The organism is Pseudomonas fluorescens (assembly GCF_902497875.1).
Lineage (GTDB): Bacteria > Pseudomonadota > Gammaproteobacteria > Pseudomonadales > Pseudomonadaceae > Aquipseudomonas > Aquipseudomonas fluorescens_BR.
Genome location: NZ_CABVHY010000014.1, coordinates 64,184 through 87,550, shown reverse-complemented (window position 1 = coordinate 87,550; position 23,367 = coordinate 64,184). Strand labels below are relative to the sequence as shown.

Annotated in this window: 19 protein-coding genes and 2 pseudogenes; 14 read left to right on the top strand and 7 right to left on the bottom strand. The window is 61.1% G+C overall.

Annotated elements, in window-relative coordinates:
- Positions 1-8 precede the first annotated feature (8 nt).
- The 10 genes and pseudogenes from F8N85_RS15865 (at position 9) to F8N85_RS15825 (ending at position 11,368) form a co-directional block, all read left to right on the top strand.
- Positions 9-983: a peptidylprolyl isomerase gene (locus F8N85_RS15865; protein WP_150804504.1), complete on the top strand. Its 975-nt coding sequence runs from the start codon at positions 9-11 to the stop codon at positions 981-983.
- A gap of 25 nt (positions 984-1,008) precedes the next feature.
- A complete protein-coding gene (moaA, locus tag F8N85_RS15860) occupies positions 1,009-2,001 on the top strand; it encodes a GTP 3',8-cyclase MoaA (RefSeq protein ID WP_150804503.1) in 993 nt (330 codons plus the stop codon).
- Between the two features lie 333 nt (positions 2,002-2,334).
- On the top strand, positions 2,335-4,350 hold the full coding sequence (locus F8N85_RS15855) for a ribonucleoside triphosphate reductase (RefSeq protein ID WP_150804502.1): 2,016 nt from the start codon (positions 2,335-2,337) through the stop codon (positions 4,348-4,350).
- Positions 4,351-4,382: 32 nt separating this feature from the next.
- Positions 4,383-4,550: an anaerobic ribonucleoside-triphosphate reductase gene (nrdD, locus tag F8N85_RS35460; RefSeq protein ID WP_150804501.1), complete on the top strand. Its 168-nt coding sequence runs from the start codon at positions 4,383-4,385 to the stop codon at positions 4,548-4,550.
- Entirely contained in the window at positions 4,547-5,242 is a 696-nt protein-coding gene (locus F8N85_RS15845) for an anaerobic ribonucleoside-triphosphate reductase activating protein (RefSeq protein ID WP_224795695.1), read from the top strand. Before nrdD ends, F8N85_RS15845 begins: the two co-directional genes overlap by 4 nt.
- Before the next feature lie 47 nt (positions 5,243-5,289).
- Positions 5,290-6,909: a methyl-accepting chemotaxis protein gene (locus tag F8N85_RS15840; RefSeq protein ID WP_150804500.1), complete on the top strand. Its 1,620-nt coding sequence runs from the start codon at positions 5,290-5,292 to the stop codon at positions 6,907-6,909.
- Positions 6,910-7,606: 697 nt separating this feature from the next.
- Positions 7,607-7,978: pseudogene (locus tag F8N85_RS35455) on the top strand (contractile injection system protein, VgrG/Pvc8 family); the annotation flags it as partial.
- A 36-nt stretch (positions 7,979-8,014) separates the two neighbouring features.
- A complete protein-coding gene (locus F8N85_RS35450) occupies positions 8,015-8,500 on the top strand; it encodes a DUF3304 domain-containing protein (RefSeq protein WP_263596379.1) in 486 nt (161 codons plus the stop codon).
- On the top strand, positions 8,488-10,803 hold the full coding sequence (locus F8N85_RS15830; protein ID WP_150804498.1) for a T6SS phospholipase effector Tle1-like catalytic domain-containing protein: 2,316 nt from the start codon (positions 8,488-8,490) through the stop codon (positions 10,801-10,803). Before F8N85_RS35450 ends, F8N85_RS15830 begins: the two co-directional genes overlap by 13 nt.
- Positions 10,790-11,368, top strand: a complete 579-nt coding sequence (locus F8N85_RS15825) for a DUF3304 domain-containing protein (protein WP_150804497.1) — start codon at positions 10,790-10,792, stop codon at positions 11,366-11,368. Before F8N85_RS15830 ends, F8N85_RS15825 begins: the two co-directional genes overlap by 14 nt.
- A gap of 26 nt (positions 11,369-11,394) precedes the next feature.
- Here F8N85_RS15825 and F8N85_RS15820 read toward each other — a convergent pair whose 3' ends face one another.
- The 5 genes from F8N85_RS15820 to F8N85_RS15800 all read right to left on the bottom strand — a co-directional run bounded on the left by F8N85_RS15820 (position 11,395) and on the right by F8N85_RS15800 (position 15,632).
- Positions 11,395-12,774 (bottom strand): 4Fe-4S binding protein, encoded by a 1,380-nt coding sequence (locus F8N85_RS15820; RefSeq protein ID WP_150804496.1) that lies wholly within the window; start codon positions 12,772-12,774, stop codon positions 11,395-11,397.
- Complete coding sequence (locus tag F8N85_RS15815; protein WP_150804495.1) at positions 12,762-13,616, bottom strand: FTR1 family iron permease; 855 nt, start codon at positions 13,614-13,616, stop codon at positions 12,762-12,764. The genes F8N85_RS15820 and F8N85_RS15815 overlap by 13 nt, the downstream gene beginning before the upstream one ends.
- A gap of 38 nt (positions 13,617-13,654) precedes the next feature.
- Positions 13,655-14,032: a cupredoxin domain-containing protein gene (locus F8N85_RS15810; protein ID WP_150804494.1), complete on the bottom strand. Its 378-nt coding sequence runs from the start codon at positions 14,030-14,032 to the stop codon at positions 13,655-13,657.
- Positions 14,033-14,563 (bottom strand): iron transporter, encoded by a 531-nt coding sequence (locus F8N85_RS15805; RefSeq protein ID WP_150804493.1) that lies wholly within the window; start codon positions 14,561-14,563, stop codon positions 14,033-14,035.
- A 73-nt stretch (positions 14,564-14,636) separates the two neighbouring features.
- Positions 14,637-15,632, bottom strand: a complete 996-nt coding sequence (locus tag F8N85_RS15800) for a DMT family transporter (protein ID WP_150804492.1) — start codon at positions 15,630-15,632, stop codon at positions 14,637-14,639.
- 96 nt (positions 15,633-15,728) lie between these two features.
- On the opposite strand from F8N85_RS15800, the pseudogene F8N85_RS15795 reads away from it, so the two are divergent.
- Positions 15,729-16,643 (top strand): annotated as a pseudogene (locus tag F8N85_RS15795) (LysR substrate-binding domain-containing protein).
- A gap of 89 nt (positions 16,644-16,732) precedes the next feature.
- Here the strand turns inward: F8N85_RS15795 and F8N85_RS15790 are convergent.
- Complete coding sequence (locus F8N85_RS15790; RefSeq protein ID WP_150804491.1) at positions 16,733-18,034, bottom strand: MFS transporter; 1,302 nt, start codon at positions 18,032-18,034, stop codon at positions 16,733-16,735.
- Between the two features lie 99 nt (positions 18,035-18,133).
- Positions 18,134-19,459, bottom strand: coding sequence for an L-fuconate dehydratase (locus tag F8N85_RS15785; protein WP_150804490.1), 1,326 nt, complete (start codon positions 19,457-19,459; stop codon positions 18,134-18,136).
- Positions 19,460-19,542: 83 nt separating this feature from the next.
- Between F8N85_RS15785 and F8N85_RS15780 the strand changes: the two genes are divergently transcribed.
- The 3 genes from F8N85_RS15780 to F8N85_RS15770 all read left to right on the top strand — a co-directional run bounded on the left by F8N85_RS15780 (position 19,543) and on the right by F8N85_RS15770 (position 23,329).
- On the top strand, positions 19,543-20,529 hold the full coding sequence (locus F8N85_RS15780; protein WP_191636190.1) for a LysR family transcriptional regulator: 987 nt from the start codon (positions 19,543-19,545) through the stop codon (positions 20,527-20,529).
- An 80-nt stretch (positions 20,530-20,609) separates the two neighbouring features.
- Entirely contained in the window at positions 20,610-21,566 is a 957-nt protein-coding gene (locus tag F8N85_RS15775) for a LysR family transcriptional regulator (RefSeq protein WP_150804489.1), read from the top strand.
- A 209-nt stretch (positions 21,567-21,775) separates the two neighbouring features.
- The gene (locus F8N85_RS15770) at positions 21,776-23,329 is read left to right on the top strand and encodes a UxaA family hydrolase (RefSeq protein WP_150804488.1); all 1,554 of its coding nucleotides are present in this window, start codon (positions 21,776-21,778) and stop codon (positions 23,327-23,329) included.
- Positions 23,330-23,367: the final 38 nt, after the last annotated feature.

Genomic DNA, 23,367 nt, shown 5'->3' with positions numbered 1-23,367 from the left:
AGACAATCATGTCAGGTGGATGTGGATGTGGCGGCGGTAAAGGGGGCAGCGGTGGCTGCGGTTCTTCAAAAAAAGCCGAGTCGGTGGCGCCAGACGTGGTCGACATCGCGCCGGCCGGAGCAGTGCAGTTTGAAGCGCTGCCGGTTGAACCGGCGGCAGCTGGCGACGGCGCTGCGGCGCAACTGATCGCCAGCAGCGAGCAGGAGTGGCCGATCATCAGCGTCAACGAGGTATCGATCACCCCTGAGGCGATGGCCCAGGAGCTGCAATATCACCCGGCCGAAAGCCGCGAAGAGGCGGTCTATCTGGCCGCCCGGGCACTGGTGATCCGTGAATTGTTGCAGCAGCGAATCGCCGAACTCGGCCTGTCGTTGCAGATTGCTGCCGGTGAGAACGAAGAGGAAGCGGCCACCCGTTTGTTACTTGAACAGGAGGTAGTGGTCCCGCAGTGCGACGAGGAGACCAGTCTTCGTTACTACGACAACAATCGCGCACGCTTCCACAGTGCGCCGTTGCTGGCGATTCGGCACATTCTGCTCGAATGTGACCCGGAGGATGCCGAGGCCCGCGGCCTGGCGCACGATCAGGCCGAAGTCCTGCTGCAGCGCCTGGGTGATTTTCCCGGAAGCTTCGCCCAGCTGGCGCTGAGCTATTCGGCCTGTCCATCGAAGGCCCAGGGCGGTTCGCTGGGGCAGATCAGCAAAGGCCAGACTGTGCCCGAACTGGAGCGTCAGCTGTTTACCCTGGCGCCGGGCCTGGCCAGTAAACCGCTGGAGAGTCGTTACGGCTGGCACGTGGTCAGCGTCGATCAGCGCATCGAAGGCATGCCGCTGCCCTATGAGGTGGTCTCGACGGCGATCCACACACAGTTGCAGCAGGGCGTCTGGCAGAAAGCCCTGGTGCAATACCTGCAAACCCTGATCGGTGCCGCGGATATTCGCGGTATCCACTTGCAGGGCGCCGACTCACCGCTGGTGCAGTGACCAGCAGGCCAACCGGGGAAATCTGATGAGCAGTGTCATGCAGGATGGTTTTGGACGGCAGATCGATTATCTGCGGATGTCGGTGACCGATCGTTGTGATTTTCGCTGCGTGTATTGCATGGCGAAAAACATGACCTTCCTGCCGCGTCAGCAGGTCCTTACGCTCGAAGAACTGCAGCGCCTGGCGACACTGTTCGTCGGCCTGGGCGTGCGCAAGATCCGCCTGACCGGCGGCGAGCCACTGATCCGCCCGGGTATCGTCGGGCTGTGTCGCAACATCGCCGCCTTGCCCGGCTTGCGTGAACTGGTGATGACCAGCAACGGCTCGCAGCTCGGCCGCATGGCCAGGCCGTTGGCCGAAGCCGGGGTCAAGCGGATGAACATCAGCCTCGATAGCCTGGATGGCCAGAAGTTTCGCGCGATCACCCGCAACGGCGATCTCGATCAAGTGCTAGGCGGCATCGAAGCAGCGCGCGGTGCCGGCTTTGAGCGGATCAAACTCAACTGCGTGGTGATGAAAGGCCGCAACTTCGATGAGGTCCTGGGCTTGGTGCAGTACGCCATCGAGCAAAAGATCGATATCAGCTTTATCGAAGAAATGCCCTTGGGCGAAGTCGGACGCTCCCGGGGCGAATCGTTTTGTTCCAGTGACGAAGTGCGGGCGCTGATCGCCAGCCGTCATGGCTTGCTCGACAGTACCGAGAGCAGCGGCGGACCTGCGCGTTATGTGCGCCTGGAACGCCATCCGGATACCCGGATCGGTTTCATTTCACCCAACAGCCACAACTTCTGCGCCAGCTGCAACCGGATACGGATGACCGTTGAAGGGCGGTTGTTGCTATGCCTTGGACAGGAAGACTCGCTGGATTTGCGCGGCTTGCTGCGTCGTTACCCGCTGGATGACCAACCGCTGATCAACGCGGTGCAGAAGGCCTTGCGCGGCAAGCCATTGCGCCACGACTTCAACCCGGAAGGGGCGGTGCAGATCTTGCGGTTCATGAGTGTCAGTGGGGGGTGATGTTTAGGCAGCTACGCGGTCCCGTAGCAGCTGCCGAGTTTCGCGAGGCTGCGTTCGGCTGCGAAGCAGTCGCAAATCAGATCAGCGCGGTTAACCTGTAAGACCTCAGTGCCTGATTTTACGACTGCTTCGCAGCCGAACGCAGGCTCGCGGGCTCGCCAGCTGCTACGAGGGAATGTGTGAAGCCAGAAATCCTCAAGCCGCCGCTGGCGGCTTTTTTTGACCGCGAATTCTTGATGTCGATCAATTGCAGATCGGAACTTTTTCCGTAGTCTTCACTGCATGTTGTGTTTATAGCTTTTAAAACATCTATATGTAGTGTCTGGAGACCAAATGCAGAGCACGCTGATCTCAGTAGGGTGTAACCGCTTGCACAAGCGCGATGGCAGTCTGGTTGCCTTTGATGCGGACAAGATCCGCCAGGCGTTGATTGCCGCCGGCAAGGCCACCGGCGAATTCGCCGAACCCGAGGCCGAGGGGTTGCTCGACGCGGTACTGGCCCGTTTGGAAGGGCAGGCGCGACTGAATGTCGAGCAGATCCAGGATCGGGTCGAACGGGTGCTGATGGACGCCGGCTATTTCCTCGCCATGCGCGCTTACATTGTCTACCGCGAACAGCACGGGCGCTTGCGCCGTGACCGGCGGACCATGGTCGAGGTGGCGACTTCGATGAACGAGTACCTGGACCGTGATGACTGGCGGGTCCAGGCCAATGCCAACCAGGGTTATTCCCTGGGCGGGCTGGTGCTGAACGTGTCGGGCAAGGTCACCGCCAACTATTGGCTGGACGAGGTCTACAGCGAGGCGATCGGTACGGCTCACCGCGAGGCGGATTTGCATGTGCACGACCTGGACATGCTCGCCGGCTACTGTGCCGGCTGGTCGTTGCGCACCCTGTTGCACGAGGGCCTGAACGGGGTCCCCGGGCGTGTCGAAGCCGGCCCGCCGAAACACCTGAGCAGCGCCCTGGGGCAGATGGTGAATTTCCTCGGCACCCTGCAAAACGAATGGGCCGGCGCCCAGGCGTTCAGCTCGTTCGATACCTATCTGGCGCCCTACGTGCGTCAGGACAAGTTGAGCTACCAGGAAGTACGCCAGGCGATCCAGGAGTTCATCTATAACCTCAACGTGCCCTCGCGCTGGGGCACCCAGACACCCTTTACCAACCTGACGTTCGACTGGGTCTGCCCGCAGGATCTGCGCGAACAGATTCCGAGCATTGGCGGTGAGGAAATGCCGTTTGCCTATGGCGACCTGCAAGTCGAAATGGACCTGCTCAACCGCGCCTACATCGAAGTGATGCAGGCCGGCGATGCAAAAGGGCGGGTGTTCACCTTTCCGATACCGACCTACAACATTACCCATGACTTCCCTTGGGACAGTGAAAACGCCGACCGCCTGTTCGAGATGACCGCGCGTTACGGCTTGCCATATTTCCAGAACTTCCTCAATTCCGATCTGCAACCCAATCAGGTGCGCTCGATGTGCTGCCGCCTGCAACTGGACGTGCGCGAGTTGCTCAAGCGCGGCGGCGGCCTGTTCGGCTCGGCGGAACAGACCGGCTCGCTGGGGGTGGTCACCATCAACTGCGCGCGCTTGGGCTATGTCTTCAAGGGCGACACCAGCGGCTTGCTGAAGCGCCTGGACACCCTGATGGAACTGGCGATGGAGAGCCTGGAGGTCAAGCGCAAGGTGATCCAGCACCATATGGATGCCGGTCTATACCCCTACACCAAGCGTTACCTGGGCACCTTGCGCAACCATTTCTCCACCATCGGCCTCAACGGCATGCATGAAATGCTGCGCAATTACACCGGCGACGAGCAGGGCATGCACACCGAGAAAGGCCGGCAATTTGCCCTGGATCTGCTGGACCATGTGCGCGCCACCTTGCTGCGATTCCAGGAGGAAACCGGCCACATGTACAACCTCGAAGCGACTCCGGCCGAAGGCACCACCTACCGCTTCGCCAAGGAAGATCGCAAGCGTTACCCCGACATTCTCCAGGCCGGCAGCGTCGAGGCCCCGTACTACACCAACTCCTCGCAACTGCCGGTGGGTTTCACCGACGATCCCTTCGAGGCGCTGGAGCTTCAGGACGAACTGCAATGCAAGTACACCGGCGGCACCGTACTGCATCTGTACATGGCCGAGCGGATTTCCTCGACCGAGGCCTGCAAGCAACTGGTGCGCAAAGCCCTCGGCCGTTTCCGCCTGCCTTACCTGACCGTGACGCCGACCTTCTCCATCTGTCCGGTGCATGGCTACCTCGATGGCGAACATGAATTCTGTCCCAAATGCGACGAGGTCTTGCTGCTGCGTGAGCAGAACCTCGGCACCGCTCATTGATTCCGCTTCACTCAACTGCAAGGAACTTCATCATGAATGCATCGCAAACCCTGCCCCTGGCCCAACGTCAACGCTGCGAAGTCTGGACCCGAGTGATGGGCTATCACCGTCCGGTAGCGGCGTTCAATCCGGGCAAGCAGTCCGAGCACCGCGAGCGGGTTCACTTCACTGAAAGCGCGGCACTGGCCGGGCGCAAATGAGTCGAACGCTTCGGGTCGGGGGCATGGTGCCCCTGACCACCCTCGACTATCCGGGCCAACTGGCTTGTGTGCTGTTTTGCCAGGGTTGCGCCTGGCGCTGCCGCTATTGCCATAACCCGCAACTGATCCCGCCTCGCGGCAGCGAAGAAGTGGATTGGTGTCGGGTGTTGGCGTTTCTGCAGCGGCGCCAGGGTTTGCTCGACGCCGTGGTGTTCAGCGGTGGTGAACCGACGCTGCAGGACGGCCTGGCCGGGGCCATGGATGAAGTGCGGGAGATGGGCTTTCGCATCGGCTTGCACAGCGCCGGGATCAAACCGGCGAGCTTTGCCAGGGTCGTGACAGAGGCCGATTGGGTCGGCTTCGATATCAAGGCTTTGCCTGAGGATTGCCAGACCATCACCCGCATCGCCGGCAGCGGCACTGCCAACTGGCGCAGCCTGGAGTATCTGCTGGCCAGCGGTGTCGACTATGAGTGCCGCACCACGGTGCATTGGCACTTGTTCGACCCGGAGCGTTTGTTGATCCTGGCCCGGCGGCTGAGCGCACTAGGCGTCAAGCGCTTTGCCGTGCAACTGGTCAGGACTGCGCGGATGCTCGATCCACATCTGTCGAGTATTTCCGCACAGGCCGAGCAGGCCGAACTATGGGCGGCCATGCGCGAGTTGTTTCCGCAGTTTGTATTACGAGGCTAGGCGTTGCCATGGATGATGATCAAGGTATCAATCGGGGAGCATTTGACATGACCAGACTCAGTACCGCCAAACGCATTTTGTTGGGTTTTGCCATTGCACCGCTGGCGCTGATGGGCCTGGCGTTATATGCACTGCACGACCTGGCAACGCTCAAAGATCAGTCGGTCATTATCGTCCAACAGGACTGGCCGAAAATCAGCCCCATCATGGTCATTGCCACAGGCGTGCGCGATAACGCCAGGAATACCCGGGATTTGCTGATCGATAAAGACAACCAGCAGGTGCAGCAGTCTATCGACAGCACAAAAAAACGTATTACGGCGGCGCTTGAAACTCTTGAACCGCTGTTCTCTTCTCCTGAAGGTAAAGTCGCCTATTCAACCCTGAAAAAGCATCGCGAGGCCTATGTCGGCGCGTTCACTCAAGTGCAGGCGCTGATCCGGCAAGGTGCCTTCGATGAAGCAATGGCGCAGCTGAAACAAAAAGTCATTCCGGCCGAACTTGAGGTCTATAAGAGCCTGGATGGGCTGATGACGCTGCAAGGACAAATATTCGCCGACCGTGAACAGGTCGCGCTAGAACTCTACAGCGATGCCCGGCGTAACATGCTGGGGTTGTTTCTATTCTGTCTGACCCTGGTCATCGCCGCCGCGGTAATCGTGACGCGCAGTGTGACCAGGCCCTTGGGTGGCGAGCCAGATATTGCGGCACGCGTATTGAGTCAAATCGCCCAGGGTGACCTGACGATTCAAGTGCCGCTGCGCCCAACCGATGGCGGCAGCCTGATGATGAATATGCATGAAATGCAGCAGAACCTGAATGTGATGATCAGGCATATCGCCGCCTCGGTTGATCGGGTTGCCTGTTCTTCCGAAGAACTGAGTGCGGTCAGCAGCCAGACCAGCAGCAATTTGCAGTTGCAGGGACTTGAAATCGAGCAAGCGGCAGCGGCAGTGAACCAGATGACCGCAGCGGTCGACGAGGTGGCGCGCAATGCGGTCAGCACTTCTGAAGCCTCCCGAGAGTCCGAGCTGACCGCCCAGCGCGGTCGTGAGCAAGTTCAGGAAACGGTTGTCTCGATAGGGGAACTGGCTGCCGGCGTGACCGATACCTCGGCTCGCATTCAGCACTTGGCCGGCCGGGTGCAGGATATCAGCAAGGTCCTGGATGTGATTCGCAGTATTGCCGATCAAACCAATCTGCTGGCCCTCAACGCGGCGATTGAAGCGGCTCGCGCAGGCGACGCCGGGCGAGGTTTTGCGGTAGTCGCCGATGAGGTCCGGGCGTTGGCCCATCGTACTCAGGTGTCTACTCAGGAAATTGAACAGATGATCGGCAATATTCGCCTGGACACCGGCCATGTGGTCAGTGCGATGCAAAGCAGCAGCAACCTGGTCCTCGCTACTCTTGAAGTCGCACAGCGCTCGGGTGACGCCCTGGACGAGATTACCCGGTCTATTTCACAGATCAATGAGCGCAACATGATGATTGCCAGCGCCACTGAGCAGCAGGCATTGGTGGCGCGTGAAGTGGATCGCAATCTGATCGGGATTCGTAGTTTTTCCGAGCAGGTCTTGCTTGGCGCTCAACATACCAACACGGCCGGGCAGGAGCTGGCCGAGATGGCGGGGGCGTTGCATACGACGGTGGCGCGGTTCAAGATCTAGATCGTGTGTGGCGCCGACCTACTGTGGGAGCCTGCTTGTGAAGGCGGCCTGACAGCCGGCCTATCTTTGGAGGGTGTACATATCCGTTTCTGCGGTAACGGCCACTTAGGGTTCCGCCCTTACGGCGTGTCACTTTTTCAGACGCCGGAATGCCGGCCCAGCAAAAAGTAACCAAAAGGCTCGCCCCGAGCGTACGGCACCTCGCTAAGGCTCGGTGTTCCCTCGCTCCGGCGTCCATCATGGGGCGCCGCAATGCGGCGGAGTCAGCTGCGCTGACGGCGCTACGCGCCACCCCCCTGATGAACACCTCCACTCGGCCTGCCGAAGGGGCGGGTAGATCAAGATCAAGATCAACATCAGGATCAAAAGCCAAAGCGAGGCGGCCTATCGGCCGGCCTTTGATCAGCGAGCCGGACAAGGCCAAACCGTGTTGACGGAAAGGCTCAGGGCGTGATGACGGCCTAACAACCAACCTGTCTCTCGCTGGTGCACATATCCATTTCTGCGGTAACGGCCACTTAGTGGTTTCGGACTTGTTCGCAGGTGCCCTGGCTTTCAATATAAAGAAACGTCTTACGCGCCCATCAGAAGAACCCTATTTTCACCGCAGCCCCCATCGTGAAAGCTTGCGAGCGCTTGAACGAGGGTGGAAATAAAGCCCCTCTGTACACCCCATACAGACCAGGGAGGCCTGAACATGTCCAGCCAACTGCGCACCTTCTTCGACCACCGCCGGCATAAACTCCAGGTCCGCAATGTCGAGGCCCCGCTCGCTTTCCACGGCGAAGAACGCCTGAGCCAACCGTTCACCTATGGCGAATCCTGTCCCCAGCACGACCTGGCCGCCGAACAGCTGCTCGGTCGGGACGCCCGTTTCAGCCTGCACGCCGCGCCGCAAAAGCTGCCGTTCCACGGCCTGCCCGTGCCCACGATCAAGCCGCTGCGCATGCTGCACGGGATGAGTACCGCCTTCAAACGCCTGTCCGGCTCCCTCGACGAAGCCCTCTACGAAATCACCCTCGAGCCGCGCCTGGTGCTGCTCGGCCGCGGCAAACAGTTCCGCCTCTACCAACACAAACCCTCAATCACCAACGTTGTCGTTGCCATGCTCTGTGGCCTGGCCGCCACCGTGCTCGCGCAAAACGCCCAGGCCAGCACCCTCGAAGGCATCAACCACACCCACTGGGCCATCAACCATTTCAGCGTCGATGGTCGTTCGGGCATCGACATCATCGGCCCTTATCAGGGCGGCGGGGGAGGCTGCTGCTACATCGCGCCGGCGCTCTGGCAATCGGGTATGGCGGTGCGGGTTGATTGGGAAACCGGCTCGGCTTATTCCGATGACTTTCCTGGTTTTGCCGATTGGCCCAAGTATTTGGCGTGGGAGAAAAAAATCGATGCGCAAACACGCCAGCACAGCAAGGTGGTACCGGTACCGGACTACACCGGCCAGAAAGTCTGCGGCCTCACCGTGCATTTCCTGCCCTGCGATGAGCTGCAGGTCAGCACTTCCTGCTACGCCTACGGCAGCCCCGAATACCCGATCAAATCCGCCTTGCGATTGCCGGAGCCCCAGTCATGTCCGAAGTGAAACATTCCCCCCTTTGGTACCCGCCGCAGTTTCCGGTGCAGGGGCGCTTGCCCAGTCGTGCCGCGCAGGTCCATCAGAATCTGCGGCGCCAGCGCCAGTTGGAGTCGGATTACCATGATGCCCTGAGTGTGGCAGCCGGGCGCCGGGGTATGCCGCCGTGCTGCAAGACCCTGCATATCAGTCTGTGCTTCGACGGAACCGGTAATAACCTCAACAACGACCTGTACGAGTCCGGTATCCCGCACCCGACCAATATCGCTCGGTTGTTCCGCGCGAGCATCGGCGACGGCTATGCCGGCGGCACCAGCCACAGCAGCAAGGTCCGTGGCTTGACCGATGCGGCGGGCACCGGTAATGGCCAGTATTTCAAGTACTACATGCCCGGTGTGGGCACGCCCTTCCCGGAGGTGGGCGACCTGGACTACGGCAATCATGGCCTGGCCTTCGCCGGTTATGGCGAAGAGCGGATCAACTGGGGCCTGTTGATGCTCATCGACGCCTTGCGGCGCATGCTGGGGCTGCCACGGCAGGACAACGCCAGCCTGCTGGCCGCGGTCAAGTCCATGGGGACTTCGCACGGGATGGAATCGGTGACCGGCCCCGCTAACCGCCGCCGCGAGTTTTACACGCAGTTCTGGCCTTTGATGAAACCGTTGGGCCTCGCCCTGAGCCAACGGCCCGGTCAGTGCAGGCTGCTGGGCATCAAGCTGTATGTCTATGGGTTTTCCCGTGGCGCGGCGGCGGCGCGGGCTTTTGTCAGTTGGCTGAACCAGCTGTTGTCCCCCTCCGAAGCGACGCCGTCGCTGAAACTGGTCGATGTGACGCTGCCCATCAGCGTGGAATACCTGGGGCTGCTGGACACCGTGGCTTCGGTGGGCATTGCCGACATTGCGCCGGGGGCGACCGGCCATATGGGCTGGGCCGACGGCAATCAGCAACTGCCCACCAGCAGCCTGGTCAGGCGTTGCCTGCATATCGTGGCCAGCCACGAGCAACGCCTGTGCTTCCCGCTGGACTCGATCCGCCGCGAGGGCGGTGGTTACCCGGTCAATAGCGCTGAAGTGATCTACCCCGGTGTGCATTCCGACCAGGGCGGTGGTTATCCGCCTGGGGATCAGGGCAAGGCCATTGGCGAGAATGACGGTCTGTTGCTGTCGCAGATCGCCCTGCACGATTTGTATGCTGACGCCTTCGCCCACGGCGCCCCCTTTAAAGTACCGAAGGATGCCTTGCCAACAGAGTTGCGCCATGAGCTTTGGCGGGCGATGGAATTTGAGGTGATGGAAGAGTTTCGTGTTGCCCCTATCCTGGTCGACCGCTTCAACGCCTGGCGTCAGGTGACCCTGGGCCTGATCCCCGGGACGCAACCGCTGCCCGTCGAGCGGGCTGAACATTACCAGCCGCTACCGGCCCAGGACACTCTGGAACAGGCACTGCGTGAGCAGATGGCCTGGATCACCGCCTGGCGCATCGACCGCTATGCGTTTGCCAGCCTGAAGCAGGCGGCGTTCTATCTCCAGGCCTTTGATACCCAGGCCGACAACGCGGTACGCAGCGTCGCCGAGAGCAAACTCCAAGAGGAACAGGCGAAGGTCGTAACGCGCCGCAAGGAGCAACTGGCCCGCGAGCGCTTCGGCCGCGAACCGAGAAGGCCGATGGAACCCGGCGTCAAGGACTTCGATCCGGACATGGCGCAAACCCAGTTGCGCGAAGCCGCCGAGGAGTTCGGCATGGATTACCGCGCCGGTCTCTCTGTCACTGTCGCGATATGGATGGCAAGTATGGCGCTTCCGGGAGCTATGCCCGGTGCGCGGGCCGATCGCCTGAGGATGAAAGCGGCAGGGCAGGCCAGGGTCCGCCAGTTGTTCCCGCGCCCGCAGCATGAGTACGACTACGTTGATGAAAACAAGCGCGGCAATGTCGACGAAAGCCGCAACGCCACCCAGCCCGAGGGGCTGTTGCGCGCACTGTTCGACGATCAGGTCCACGACTCCCGCGCCTGGTTTCTCTATGCCGCCCACCTGAGCCTCCTGGGCACAGGCATGCGTGAGCCATTGGGCAGTTATCTTACTGATCGCATGGTGTTCTTCGGTGATACCCACTCAAGAAAGCTGGCGCTGTATGACCAAAACGATCAGCCGATAGTGGCGAGTGACGCGCGCTTGCGAGGGGTTGAACAGCCCGGTGTGGTACAGCCTCCGGTCATGACCGCCGAGCGCCTGGCTCAAGCCCGGCAAGACATCGATGCGCTCTGGCGGGCCCATGACGCCAAGGCCGCAGAGGTGAACAATGCGCCGGTCTGAACCTGTCCTCCTTCGTCCTGCGCAAGGCACCCAGCCCCAGCCCCTGCTCAAGCCCACCTCGTGGCGTGCGCTGCTCGCGGCGCTCTGCGGCCTGGCTGCCACCGTGCTCGCGCAAAACGCCCAGGCCAGCACTATCGAAGGCATCAACCACACCCACTGGGCTATCAACCATTTCAGCGTCGATGGTCGCTCGGGCATCGACATCATCGGCCCTTACCAGGGTGGCGGGGGAGGCTGCTGCTACATCGCCCTGGCGCGCTGGCAGCCGGGCATGACGGTGCGCGTTGATTGGGAAACCGGCGTGGCATATCCCGATGGATTTCCCGGTTTTGCTGATGAGGCCAAGTACGAAGCATGGGCGAAAAAAATCAGAGCTCAAAAACGCCAGCACAGCAAGGTGGTACCGGTGCCGGACTACACCGGCCAGAAAGTCTGCGGCATCACCGTGCACTTCCTGCCTTGCGATGAGCTGCAAGTCAGCACCTCCTGCTACGCCTACGGCAGCCCCGAGTACCCGATCAAGACCCCGTTGCAATTGCCGGAGCCCCAGTCATGTCTACAGTGAAGGGCGCCGCATGGCGAGAGGTGGGGCTATGGCCACCCCCAAAACTGCAACCACCAACCATACCCCACCAACCCATTCGCCAATAACAGGCACCCACTGCCCGCCAGCCGCCGAGCCAACGACACGTCCTCACGCCCCAGGAGCTTCCACCCCAACACCAAACTCCACGCCATCGCCGCGATCAACAGCGATGCCCTAGTCGGCTGCACCCACTCCAGCAGCAAGCCCTCATAGCGCAGCAATTTCACGGTAGTCGCCGACAGCCCGAGAAACAGCCCGGCACCACCAAGGGGTGTGAGGGTCATTGCCAGGGGGGAATACAGCGCCGGATTTCCCGCCAGCCGCGCCGTCAGTCGCAACAGAATCAGCAACGCCGTGCCCAACAGCACCGAGCTCAAGCCCAGGTAGGCGACGATGCTGAAGCCGTCGAGCCAGCTGAAGCTGTCGTTGAGTTGCGGGTAGTGGGTGAGCAGCCACCAAGGGGCGTTGTCTTGCAAGGGCCAGAGCAGGTCTTGTTCGATCAGCCATGCCGCGAGCTGTTGTTTGAGGGCGACGAACCAGGGGCTGACGGTCCACTGGAATCCGCCCATGGCCAGGCCGATCACGCCGAACAGCAGCAAGCGTGCATCCCAGACCGACAGGGTGCGTGCGCTGGACTGGAGGATTTCCTGGTTGCTGGAGCGGGCGATCAATTGCACCGCGCCGCGTTGTCCGCTGCAGCGTCCGCAGGCGTGGCAGTCGCTGGCGCCTTGCATGCGTCGGATATCGAGCAAGGGTGCGCAGTTGGGTGGTGGCAGTCTTGGGGCGGGATTTTCCAGCCAGCGTTGTTCGTCCACCTGAAAGTGCACCGGAGCCAGGCGGGCGAGCAGGGCGAAGACACCGCTGACCGGGCACAGGTAACGGCACCAGACTCGCTTGCCGCGGCCGAACAGCAGGCCGACGATGACTGCTGCGACCGTCGAGCCGCCCAGAATCAGCAGCGCGGCCTGGGCGTAGTCATAGACGCTGATCAACTGGCCATAGAGGGTGGTCAGGCAGAACGCCAGGGTTGGCCAGCCGCCCCAACGCAGCCAGCGCGGTACGCCCAGGCCTTTGCCGTAGTGGCTGGCCCATTCGCTCAACGAGCCTTCCGGGCACAGCACGCCGCACCAGAGGCGACCGAACAGCACGATCGACAGCAGCACGAACGGCCACCAGATGCCCCAGAACAGAAACTGCGCGAGCAGGGTCAGGTTGTCGAGGATCCTTGCCTGGCTGTCCGGCAGTGGCAGCAGCGCCGGTAGCAACAACAGTAATCCGTAGATCAGCACCACCAGCCACTGCACGGCACGAATCAGCGGCGCGTGGCGGCGCATCCCGTCGCCGAGATGCTGCAGCCAGAGATTGCGCCGACTCAGCTCGGGCATAGGGCTTTTTCCATCGGGCGTTGGCGCAACCAGCCAGCAACGATCAGCCAGTAACCGATCAGAACCACCAGGGTCGCACAGCTGGGGGTCGCTCGATAACCGGCAAAGCCGGCGAGGAAACTGCCCAGGCCGTGGCTGTCGCTGAGCAACGGGTTGCTGTCCCAAAGGGCTTCGCCAAACACGCTATAGACCAGCTCCGGCACATCCAGGGCCAGCAGTTGCCCGCCGATGCGCTCGATGCCGCTGACCAGCAGCGCCGCGCCGAGCATCAGCAGCAGGGCTTCGCTGAGGGCAAAAAACCTGGGCCATGAAATGAACCGGCGACTGCTCTGCAACAGGTAGACGGTCAACCCCGCCAGCACCAGTCCCGCCAGCCCGCCGACGGCGAACAAACCCAGTTGCGGGCCACGCAACTGAGCCCCGGCGCCATAGAGAAAGACCACGGTTTCACTGCCTTCACGGCTGACCGCGAGCATCGCCAGCAGCAACAGCCCGAGGCCGCCTTGTCGGGCCAGATGGCTGTCGGCGTGGCGGCGCAGGTCCTGCTTGAGGGTCCGGGCGTGGTGGTGCATCCAGCCGACCATTTGCACGATCAGCAAACTGGCAACCAGCGCCAGCGTGGCCTGGAACCATTCGCTGGCCGATCCGCTCATGGCCTCGCCGGCAAACAGAATCAGTACCGCGAGCAACCCCGACAACATCAACCCCAGCATCACCCCGGCCCACAGGTATCTGAGCAGTCGATTGCCCTGGCTTTGCTGGCTGACCCAAGCCTGGAGAATGCCGATTACCAGCAACGCCTCGACGCTTTCGCGCCAGACGATGAACATTGATTGATTCATGGAAAGCTCCTTGAAGGAAAGCTCCGTGGACGACCCGGTTATTTGGCGAGGATGCCGCCTTCGGGCAATTGCAGATTGAACTCGTCGAAGAACGGATAATGACCGGGTCGCAAGGGGTGAATGACCACGAAGGTTGTCACCCCCGGCGACAGGACTTTTTCCACCCGTAAAGGTGTGCTCTCGAACTCTGCCGGCCCCTGGCCGATGTTTTTCAGGACGATCTTGAAACGTTGCCCGGCCGGCACCTCGAGCAATGCCGGGGTAAAGTGCCCGTCGCGCAGGGTCAGCTCATAGGTCGGCAATTGGGCCTGTGCGGCCAATGGCGTGATCGCCCAGGCCAGCAGCAGCCAGGCAAGACGCGGGTGAGCACAGGCAAACCTTGACCGGCCGCGATGGGTCGACGGCGTACGGCTCATTCAATAGCCGCCTTTCTTGCCAATCCCGGCGTAGATGAATTCATAGTGCAGTTCACAGCGCTCGAACCAGGGCGCCACGCCGGTTTCCTTGTCGGTGTGGCGACCGAGGGAACCGTGACCGCCGGGTGGCAGGACGCTGAAGGTCAGTTGATATTTGCCCGGGCCGAGTAGCTTCACATTGTCGCCATAGTGCGGGCCGTCATTGGCCACCATGGCATGGAAGTCGCCCTCGAGTTCAGTCTCGCTGCCCTGCTTTTTCAGGTTGAAAGAGACATTCAGGTAGGGCACGAAACTGCCTTCCTGAAAGCCCTGACGATTGTCCGCGGTGGCGCGGATGTCGGCTTCCAGATGAACATCGGAATCCGCGGTGGCGCGCATCATGCCGGCAGGCGCCATCTCGATCGGCTGCAGATACACCGCCGCAACTTCCAGCCCCGGACACAATTGCGGCTCGCCAATCGGATACTCCTTGGCCTGAGCCAGGGGGGCTAGCAACAGCACGGCGAGAGACAGCGAAAAGGTGGTACGCATGAGGTCTTCCTGGGCACTGACAAGTTAGGGGGCCGAGTCTAGGAAGCTTTCTTGCGAATAATAATGATTATTGTCAATTTTTGCGCAGATCGGCTGACGATTCCGTTTTGAGGCGCACAACCCGGCTGCCAAGGGGTGCAAGGATGACCCGCACCGCCAGGACCGCGCCTGTCAACACTGCGACTAGCCCCAACGCTTCCATAAGTGTCGGTAAGCGGCCATGAAAAATCAGTCCGAGGAGGGTCGCGAACAGTGACTCAAGGGCGATCAGTTGCCCTGAAAGTACCATCGGCAGATAGCGCGAAGCCAGGTTCCAGGCCCACGCGCCAATCAATGAACACAGCACCGCGATCAGCAGTGCCCAGGCATATAAATGCCCGGCGCTGGCGAAATCGAACCCCAGCGACGGCAGCTTGAAAACCTCCAGTGCCAAGCCAAGGGGGAGCAGACCCAAGGTGCCGATTGCTCCACCAGTCATCATCAGTCCGGTCCATGCAGCGGTAGTGCTCGGAGGGAGCTTTTCCAGCTCGGTCTGATTGAGCAGACTGAACACGATCCACAAAACAACGGCCAGCAACGAGAAGATCAGACCTGTCAGGAAAGAGCCTGCCGATACCCCCGGCTGGTTTATTGCGCTCAGGTTGGTGAGTAGCAGGCCACTCACCAGGAACGCCAGCGGTGTCGCCAATCGCCGCCACGCCAGGGTCTTGCTCCGCGCATTGCCGAGCAGTGCCAGCAACACCGGGACCATGCCAATCAGTGCCGGAGTCAGTAATGGCCCGGCAATAATAACGCCTGCGGCAATACAGGTGCTGTACCCCAGGTAACCCATGGCCCCCAGACCGAGCGCACGCAACCACTGATCTGCGCGCAACAGTCGGACTTGAGCCCGATAGACCCCAACGATAAGTACTCCGAGTACCCCGGCAAACAAAAAGCGCAGGGCCATCAAGTCATAGATGCTATAGCCACCGGTGACGTAGGGCGCAATGAAATTCAGTGCCCAACTCAAGGTCGCGAATATCGCCAGAGCGACTCCGATGGCTGTATTTGAAGTACTTGTGGTCATGGAACGCTCGTCCGTGGGTGGGCATGAGCCCATGGTGCACAGCGCAAGATCCATGCTACAAACGAGTTCTCCGTCTTGAATGCATAACCTCAGATTATGAATGCGCTCAGTAAATCCTTGCCGCCATTGTCCAGCTTGCTGCCATTTGAAGCTGCTGCCCGACTGGAAAGTTTTTCCAGGGCCGCCGATGAATTGCACATCACCCAAGCGGCGATAAGCCGGCAGATTCGTGGGCTCGAAGCCAACCTTGGGGTCACGCTTTTTTGCCGGCGCAATCGCGCGGTTTTTCTTACGCAGGAAGGGCGAGAACTGGGGCGGGTGGTGAGTGAGGCCTTGCACAGCATCAGTTCGGGTGCCGAGGCTCTGCGTGGCGAGTTGCGCAAAAACCGAGTGGTTTTACTCTGCCAGTTGTGCGAAGCGTTCTATTGGTTGATGCCGCGTCTTTCAAGGTTTCATCAGCTTCACCCGGAAATCGAAATCCAGGTCGCGACATCGACCAAACCGCTGACAGAATTCACCGAGCACTTCGACGTCGCCCTGCAAAGCACCGGGCGCGCCAGTGGCTTGCATGTATTGGCGTTCACCGCCTCCGATGAAGTATTTCCGGTGTGCAGCCCGGCTTACCTGGCGGCTCATGGGCAACTGCTGGATATAGCAGACATACCTCGGCACACGCTGTTGCACCATCGCGCGACACCACCCCATTTGATGGAATGGGACAGTTGGCTGGGCATCTTTGGAGCGTCCTTGGGTAACTAGGCGAACGACAGGTTTTTTGACAGCTATCCCTTGATGCTTCAGGCCGCCGTCGAGGGGCATGGCATCGCGATGGGGTGGCGCCGAACAGCCAGCAGGCTTATCGACAGTGGCGCACTGGTGAGGCCATGTGCGCAGAGTGTGCCTTTGCCTCAGGCGATATCGGTGTACCAGCGCCACGCTGGGGCCGATCGGCCAGAGACTCGAGCGCTGATTCAGTGGCTTGAGGATGAATTATTGAACGAGCGCTCGTAGCACAGCTTCAACCTGAGTAGGCCCACAATCTTTTAGCAATATTGAAGACCGTCGAAGATCAAGATCAAAAGATCGCAACTGTTGCGCAGTTATTTTTCCTGGCCCTGACGCAATCGGGTGCTGACCAGTGCCGCGACTACCAGCAGGCCGGCGATTACCAGCAAGCCATTGCGGGTGCTGCCGGTGGCTTGTTCGATCAGGCCCATTACCGACGGCCCGACAAATCCGCCGAGCAAGCCGCAGGTGGTAACGAACGCCAGGCCGCCGGCCAGGGCAGTGCCGCTCAGACGACTGGAGGGAAAGACAAAGATGATCGACTGCACCACGAACAGCATCAGCGCGGTCATGGAAAAGCCGATCAGGCCGATGAATGAGTTGGCGAACGAGGCCAGCAGCAAGCCAGCGGACATGGTCAGCAGGCCGAAGAACAAAATCCTCCGGCAACGCTGTGGCGAGGTGGCCAGTCGCGGAAAAGTGGCGGCACCGATGGCGGCGGCGATCCATGGCACCGAGGTCAGCAGACCGATCTGCAGCGGCGACAATACACCGTAGGTGCCGATGATACCGGGCAGGAAGAAGATCACGGTGTAGATGGTGATCTGATGCACGAAGTAGACAACGATCGCCAACCAGATCTGTTTATCGCGCAGCATCTGACTCAGCCGGCTTTGTTGTGGCGAGGCGGCTTTTTCAGCGATCAGGCGCTCTTCGATTGCCCTGGCGTCGGCCTTCGAAAGCCAGGGCGCGGAGGAGGGGCCATCGGGCAGCTTTTTCCACACCACATAGGCCAGCGCTACCGCCGGCAAGCCTTCGAGCACGAACAGCCACTGCCAGCCATGCCAGCCGAGCCAGCCGTCGAGTTGCAACAGCGCGCCACCCAACGGACCACTGAGAATATTCGCCAGGCACACCCCGAGCAGGAAATACCCGGTGGCCCGCGCACGTTGTTCGCGGTTGAACCAATAGGTCAGGTAGAGCATGACCCCGGGAAACAGACCGGCTTCGGCGATGCCCAGCAACAGACGCATAATGTAGAACGAGGTTTCGCCCTGGACGAAGGCCATGCCGGCGGAGAGCAGGCCCCAGGTGATCATGATGCGGGTGATCCAGAACCGCGCGCCAACCTTCTGCATGATCAGGTTGCTCGGCACTTCGAACAACGCATACGTCAGGAAGAACAACCCCGCACCCAGGCCATAGGCCGCGGCGGAAAGCCCGAGGTCAATGCCCATGCTGGCCTTGGCCAGGGCAATGTTGGTACGGTCGAGGAAGCTCATCACGTAAACCACCACCAGCAGTGGCATCAGTTTGCGCAGCAGCAGATTCGTCAGCCGGTTTTCATCGGCAAGGGCAGGGGCTTGAGCCACTGCGGCGGTACTTAGGATTGTCATTTTTATAGTCCTAATGCGGGCAGGTGCATCTGGCAGAAGAGCTCAGTGTGGGAAGGGCTGGGAGCCGCTTCCCACAAGAATCGAGTCGTACCTGAAAACTCAGTTGTCCGGAGTTTGCTCCAGGTCCAGCCACACCGGGCCGTTGGGGTACTGGTAGCGTTCCAGGGTTTCGGCGCTCATTTCGATGCTGTAGCCGGGGCGCTGTGGTGGCATGTAGCGGCCGTTGCGGATCACTACCGGCTCGAGGAAGTGTTCGTGCAGGTGGTCGACGTATTCCAGCACGCGATTGTGCAGCGAGCCGGATACCGCGATGTAATCGAACAGCGAAATGTTCTGCACATACTCGCACAAGCCGACGCCGCCGCCATGCGGGCACACCGGCACCTCGAATTTGGCGGCCATCAGCAAGACGATCAGCACTTCATTGAGGCCGCCCAGGCGTGCCGCGTCCAGCTGGCAGAAGTCCAGCGCCTTGGCCTGGAACATTTGCTTGAACATCACCCGGTTGTGGCAGTGCTCGCCGGTAGCGACACCGATCGGGGCGATCCGCTGACGAATGGTCGCGTGCCCGAGAATGTCATCCGGGCTGGTCGGCTCTTCGATCCACCAAGGGTCGAATGCCGCCAGGCGACGCATGTTGGCCACCGATTCATCGACGCTCCAGACCTGGTTGGCGTCCATCATCAAGGTCCGCTCCCAGCCGATTTCTTCGCGCAGGATCGCCGCGCGGCGCAGGTCGTCTTCCAGGTTGGCGCCGATTTTCTGCTTGAAGTGGGTCCAGCCATCGGCCACCGCTTCGCGGGCCAGGCGACGCATTTTCTCTTCCGAATAACCCAGCCAGCCCGGGGCGGTGGTGTAGCCGGGATAACCTTCGCGCAGCATCTGGGCTTCACGCTTGGCCTTGCCGGGAACCTGACGGCGCAACAGGGCGATGGCTTCTTCGGGGGTGATGGCGTCGGTCACGTAGCTGAAGTCCAGGCACGCCACCAGTTGCTCCGGGGTCATGTCCGCCAGCAGTTTCCACACCGGCTTGGCTTCGACCTTGGCCCACAGGTCCCACACCGCGTTGACGATGGCGGCGGTGGCCAGATGAATCACGCCTTTTTCCGGGCCCAGCCAGCGCAACTGGCTGTCGCCAACGGTGAAGTTGTGCCAGAAGCCGCCCATGTCGGCGGTGATCTCTTCCAGGGTCAGGCCGACGATCAGCGGCGCCAGGGATTGCACAGCGGCGACGCAGATTTCATTGCCACGGCCGATGGTGAAGGTCAGGCCGTGGCCTTCCAGGCCTTGTTCCGAGTCGGTGTGCAGCACCACGTAGGACGCCGAATAGTCAGGCGCGCTGTTCATCGCGTCAGAGCCATCGAGTGACCGGGAAGTAGGGAAACGGATGTCGCGAACGCTCAGGTGGGTGATTCGAATGCTCATGGAGGACTCTTTTTGTTGGTGACCACTTGGGAGCTCGACTGTAGGGTGGTCGGCGATATAGGCATAATCGTCGATTCGTATAGATGGATATCAAAATTGATATGTCAGATCAGCCGAAAGTCCCGACCTTCACCAGCCCGGTTTCGCCGAAAAACTTCAGCCCGCTGAAGATCTCCAGTCGCCAGATTGCCCTGCTCAACGCCCTCGGCGAGTTCCGCAACCTGCGCCGCGCGGCGGCTGCGATGCACACCACGCAGCCGGCGGCGAGCCTGTTGCTGCAACAGCTGGAAGAACGGCTTGACGCCAAACTGTTCGAGCGTTTGCCGCGGGGTATGGAACCGACGCTTTATGGCGAGGTGATGATTCGCTACGCCCAAGGCGCGATTCATGAGTTCGAGCACGCCGAAGCCCAACTGGCGGAACTGGCACGCGGTGCCTCGGGGCTGGTGCGCATCGGCACGGTGATGGGCCCGGTGCCGACCTTGCTGACCCGTGGCGTGCTGGCATTCAAGGCGGATAACCCGAAAGTGCGCATCTGCATTGAAGTCGGCACCAGCGACACCTTGCTGCCGGCATTGATTCGCGGCGATTTCGACGTAGTGCTGGGACGCCTGCCGGACCAGATCGACAGCCAGGGCCTGGATATCCAACTGTTCGAAAAGGGCGAGCAGATGCGTGTCATTGCGCGCCCGGGCCATGGGCTGGCCACGGCCGGGAAACTCAGCCTGGCCGACCTGGTGCCGCTGACCTGGATCCTCCATCCGCTCGGCAGCCCGATGCGTCGACGGGTGGAAAGCGCGCTGAAGGCCGGGGGCATGGTGCAGACCCTGGACATTGTCGAAACCGCCTCGATCCTGGCAACCACCTCGATGATCGAGGCTTCGGACATGATCGCCGTGGTCCCCAATGACGTGGCAGAGCACTACCTGCGCTATGGCATGGTCACCATCCTGCCGGTCGAGCTGCCTATTTCCATGGTCAACATCGGCTTGCTGACGCGCCAGGCGCGGCCCTTGTCGGCGGCCGTGAGCAAACTACTGGGTTACCTCAAGGAGCACGGCAAGGGTTGAAAGGCGCCCACTGATATAGGCAGGACTCAATCCTGCACCAGCGGCTAGAATCGCTGCCATCTCCCCAAGGTCTTTTTCCGATGCCCACGGACATTTCCTCTTCCGCGTTCTGCAGCTGGTTGCGGTTCAAGCATCTGGTGCTGATTGATACCCTGGCGCGCACGCGCAATATGCACACCACCGCGCAACTGATGAACCTCAGCCAGCCGGCGCTGAGCAAAATGTTGCGCGACCTCGAGGACCAGTTCGGTTTCGCGCTGTTCGAGCGCCTGCCGCGCAGCATGCCGCCCACCGAACTGGGGGAGCACGTGGTGCGTTATGCCCAGGTTTCGTTGAACGATTCGCAGCGCTTCGTCGATCAGGTCAATCGGTTGCGCAAGGGTGGCCATGGTTCTCTGAAAGTCGGCGGAATTTTTGCCGCGACCTCGGTGGTGCTGCCCGAAGCCATCGCGCTGATCAAGAGCCGCAGCCCGCTGCTGTCGATCGAAGTGGTGGAGCAGTCCAGCGATCACCTTCTGGAAATGCTCGAGCAGAACAAACTCGACCTGATCATCGGCCGCTTCACCGACGAACGCTTTATCCCGCTCTTCGATTTCCAGCCCCTGGGGCCGGAACCCTTTTGCCTGGTGGTCAACCACCGCCATCCGCTCAGCACCCAGGGGCCCACGCCGGTCGAGGCGTTGAGCGACTGGCCGTGGATTCTCTATCCGGTCGGCGCGCCGATTCGCACGCGCATGGAAGCCGCCTTCAGCGCCGTCGGGATTCCCACGCCCGCCAATACCGTGGACACCATCTCCATGCCGATCTTTCTGCACCTGCTGCAGTCGGGGCCGATGATCGCCATGCTGCCCGAGTCGATGGTCCAGGGGCATATCCAGAACGGCCTGCTCAAGGTGCTCGACACGCCGCTACAGCTGGCGCCTCTGGATTACGGGATCCTCACCCGCAAGCACGAACGGCTCACCGGCGCGACCCGGGAGTTCGCCGATATCTTGCTCGAATTTGCCCGGCAGCGCCGCGCGGGGGAAATCGTCTGAGAACAGCTCTCGGCTGATTCGATAACCCAGGGTTATCGATCAATCGGAACCTTTCATTGGGAAATGTGCGGGTAGCTCCCTACAGTGATTGCAGACCCGTTCGGTGCAGATCGAACCTGTAATAACAAGAACTTACCCGCCGGTACCGGACGTCCGTCAGCTCAGCGACCTGACGTCAGCACCGGGCATCACCGTCCCTGAGAGGTTCCATGGAACTGATTGCCAAAACTCCAGCCTACGACAGCAGTGCTGCCGTTATCCGCCTCAATCCCCTGGACAATGTACTGATCGCCCGCCAGGTGCTGCCTGAAGGTTTGCGTCTGGAGCAGGAGCAGATCACCGTTCGGCAAACAATTGCTTCCGGGCACAAAGTCGCGACGGTGCGAGTCGAAAAGGGCCAGCCGTTGCGCCGCTACGGGCAAATCATCGGCTTCGCTTCGCGGACCATCGAGGTCGGCGAGCATGTGCACGTGCAGAACGTCGAAATGGGTGATTTCTCCCGTGACTATGCCTTCGGCGTCGATGCTCATCAGCTGCCGGCGACCGAGGCGTTTTTCCAGGGCATCGTGCGGGCTGACGGGCGGGTCGCGACCCGTAATTATGTCGGGATCCTCACCTCTGTGAACTGTTCGGCCACCGTGGCCCGGGCCGTGGCCGATTACTTTCGGCGCGATATCCATCCCGAAGCGCTGGCGGCTTACCCGAATGTCGACGGAGTGGTGGCGCTGACCCACAGCGCCGGCTGCGCCGTGGACCCGAGCGGCGAGGCCTTGGGATTGTTGCGGCGGACCCTCGGTGGTTATGCGGTACACCCCAATTTTGCCGCGGTGCTGATCATCGGCCTGGGCTGCGAAACCAATCAGATCGAGGATCTGCTCTCGACTCAGGGCCTGGTCAAAAACGATCAACTGCGGGCATTCACCATTCAGGGCATCGGTGGTACTTCGAAAACCATCGCCAGCGGCATCGAACAAGTCAAAGGTCTACTGGCCCAGGCCAACCAGGTGCAGCGCGAGCGAGTCAGTGCCCGGCACCTGATTGTCGGCCTGCAATGCGGGGGGTCCGACGGTTACTCGGGCATCACCGCCAACCCGGCGCTGGGCAATGCGGTGGACCGTCTGGTGGCCGCCGGAGGCAGCGCGATCCTTTCCGAAACCCCGGAAATCTACGGTGCCGAACACCTGTTGACCCGCCGCGCAGTCAGCCGCGCGGTGGGTGAAAAACTCATCGCCCGCATCCATTGGTGGGAAGCGTACTGCCAGCGGATGAACGCCGAACTCAACAACAACCCTTCGGCCGGCAACAAGGCTGGCGGCCTGACCACCATCCTCGAGAAGTCCCTGGGGGCGGTGGCCAAGGCCGGTTCCAGCAACCTGGTCGAAGTCTACGAATACGCCGAGGCGGTGCGGGCCAAAGGCCTGGTGTTCATGGACACCCCCGGCTACGACCCGGTATCGGCGACCGGCCAGGTCGCCGGTGGCGCCAACCTGATTGCCTTCACCACCGGGCGCGGTTCGGCCTACGGTTGCGCGCCCGCGCCGTCGATCAAGCTGGCGACCAACAACCGGGTGTTCGAGCACCAGGAAGAAGACATGGATGTGAACTGCGGCGGCATCGCGGACGGCAGCACCAGCATCGAGGAGCGCGGCGCGCACATCTTCGAACTGATGCTGAGCATCGCTTCCGGCGAGCGCAGCAAGAGCGAGCAGCACGGTTATGGGCAGAACGAATTCGTGCCCTGGCAGATCGGCGCAGTGACCTGAGCATCCCTTTTCGGCTTTGACAGCCATTCCCCGTAACA

Bases quoted from the DNA above. Each gene is read 5' to 3' on its own strand.
- F8N85_RS15865 (WP_150804504.1), top strand. From the start codon at position 9: ATGTCAGGTGGATGTGGATGTGGCGGCGGTAAAGGGGGCAGCGGTGGC.
- moaA (WP_150804503.1), top strand. From the start codon at position 1,009: ATGAGCAGTGTCATGCAGGATGGTTTTGGACGGCAGATCGATTATCTG.
- F8N85_RS15855 (WP_150804502.1), top strand. From the start codon at position 2,335: ATGCAGAGCACGCTGATCTCAGTAGGGTGTAACCGCTTGCACAAGCGC.
- nrdD (WP_150804501.1), top strand. From the start codon at position 4,383: ATGAATGCATCGCAAACCCTGCCCCTGGCCCAACGTCAACGCTGCGAA.
- F8N85_RS15845 (WP_224795695.1), top strand. From the start codon at position 4,547: ATGAGTCGAACGCTTCGGGTCGGGGGCATGGTGCCCCTGACCACCCTC.
- F8N85_RS15840 (WP_150804500.1), top strand. From the start codon at position 5,290: ATGACCAGACTCAGTACCGCCAAACGCATTTTGTTGGGTTTTGCCATT.
- F8N85_RS35450 (WP_263596379.1), top strand. From the start codon at position 8,015: ATGCTCTGTGGCCTGGCCGCCACCGTGCTCGCGCAAAACGCCCAGGCC.
- F8N85_RS15830 (WP_150804498.1), top strand. From the start codon at position 8,488: ATGTCCGAAGTGAAACATTCCCCCCTTTGGTACCCGCCGCAGTTTCCG.
- F8N85_RS15825 (WP_150804497.1), top strand. From the start codon at position 10,790: ATGCGCCGGTCTGAACCTGTCCTCCTTCGTCCTGCGCAAGGCACCCAG.
- F8N85_RS15820 (WP_150804496.1), bottom strand. From the start codon at position 12,774: ATGCCCGAGCTGAGTCGGCGCAATCTCTGGCTGCAGCATCTCGGCGAC.
- F8N85_RS15815 (WP_150804495.1), bottom strand. From the start codon at position 13,616: ATGAATCAATCAATGTTCATCGTCTGGCGCGAAAGCGTCGAGGCGTTG.
- F8N85_RS15810 (WP_150804494.1), bottom strand. From the start codon at position 14,032: ATGAGCCGTACGCCGTCGACCCATCGCGGCCGGTCAAGGTTTGCCTGT.
- F8N85_RS15805 (WP_150804493.1), bottom strand. From the start codon at position 14,563: ATGCGTACCACCTTTTCGCTGTCTCTCGCCGTGCTGTTGCTAGCCCCC.
- F8N85_RS15800 (WP_150804492.1), bottom strand. From the start codon at position 15,632: ATGACCACAAGTACTTCAAATACAGCCATCGGAGTCGCTCTGGCGATA.
- F8N85_RS15790 (WP_150804491.1), bottom strand. From the start codon at position 18,034: ATGACAATCCTAAGTACCGCCGCAGTGGCTCAAGCCCCTGCCCTTGCC.
- F8N85_RS15785 (WP_150804490.1), bottom strand. From the start codon at position 19,459: ATGAGCATTCGAATCACCCACCTGAGCGTTCGCGACATCCGTTTCCCT.
- F8N85_RS15780 (WP_191636190.1), top strand. From the start codon at position 19,543: ATGGATATCAAAATTGATATGTCAGATCAGCCGAAAGTCCCGACCTTC.
- F8N85_RS15775 (WP_150804489.1), top strand. From the start codon at position 20,610: ATGCCCACGGACATTTCCTCTTCCGCGTTCTGCAGCTGGTTGCGGTTC.
- F8N85_RS15770 (WP_150804488.1), top strand. From the start codon at position 21,776: ATGGAACTGATTGCCAAAACTCCAGCCTACGACAGCAGTGCTGCCGTT.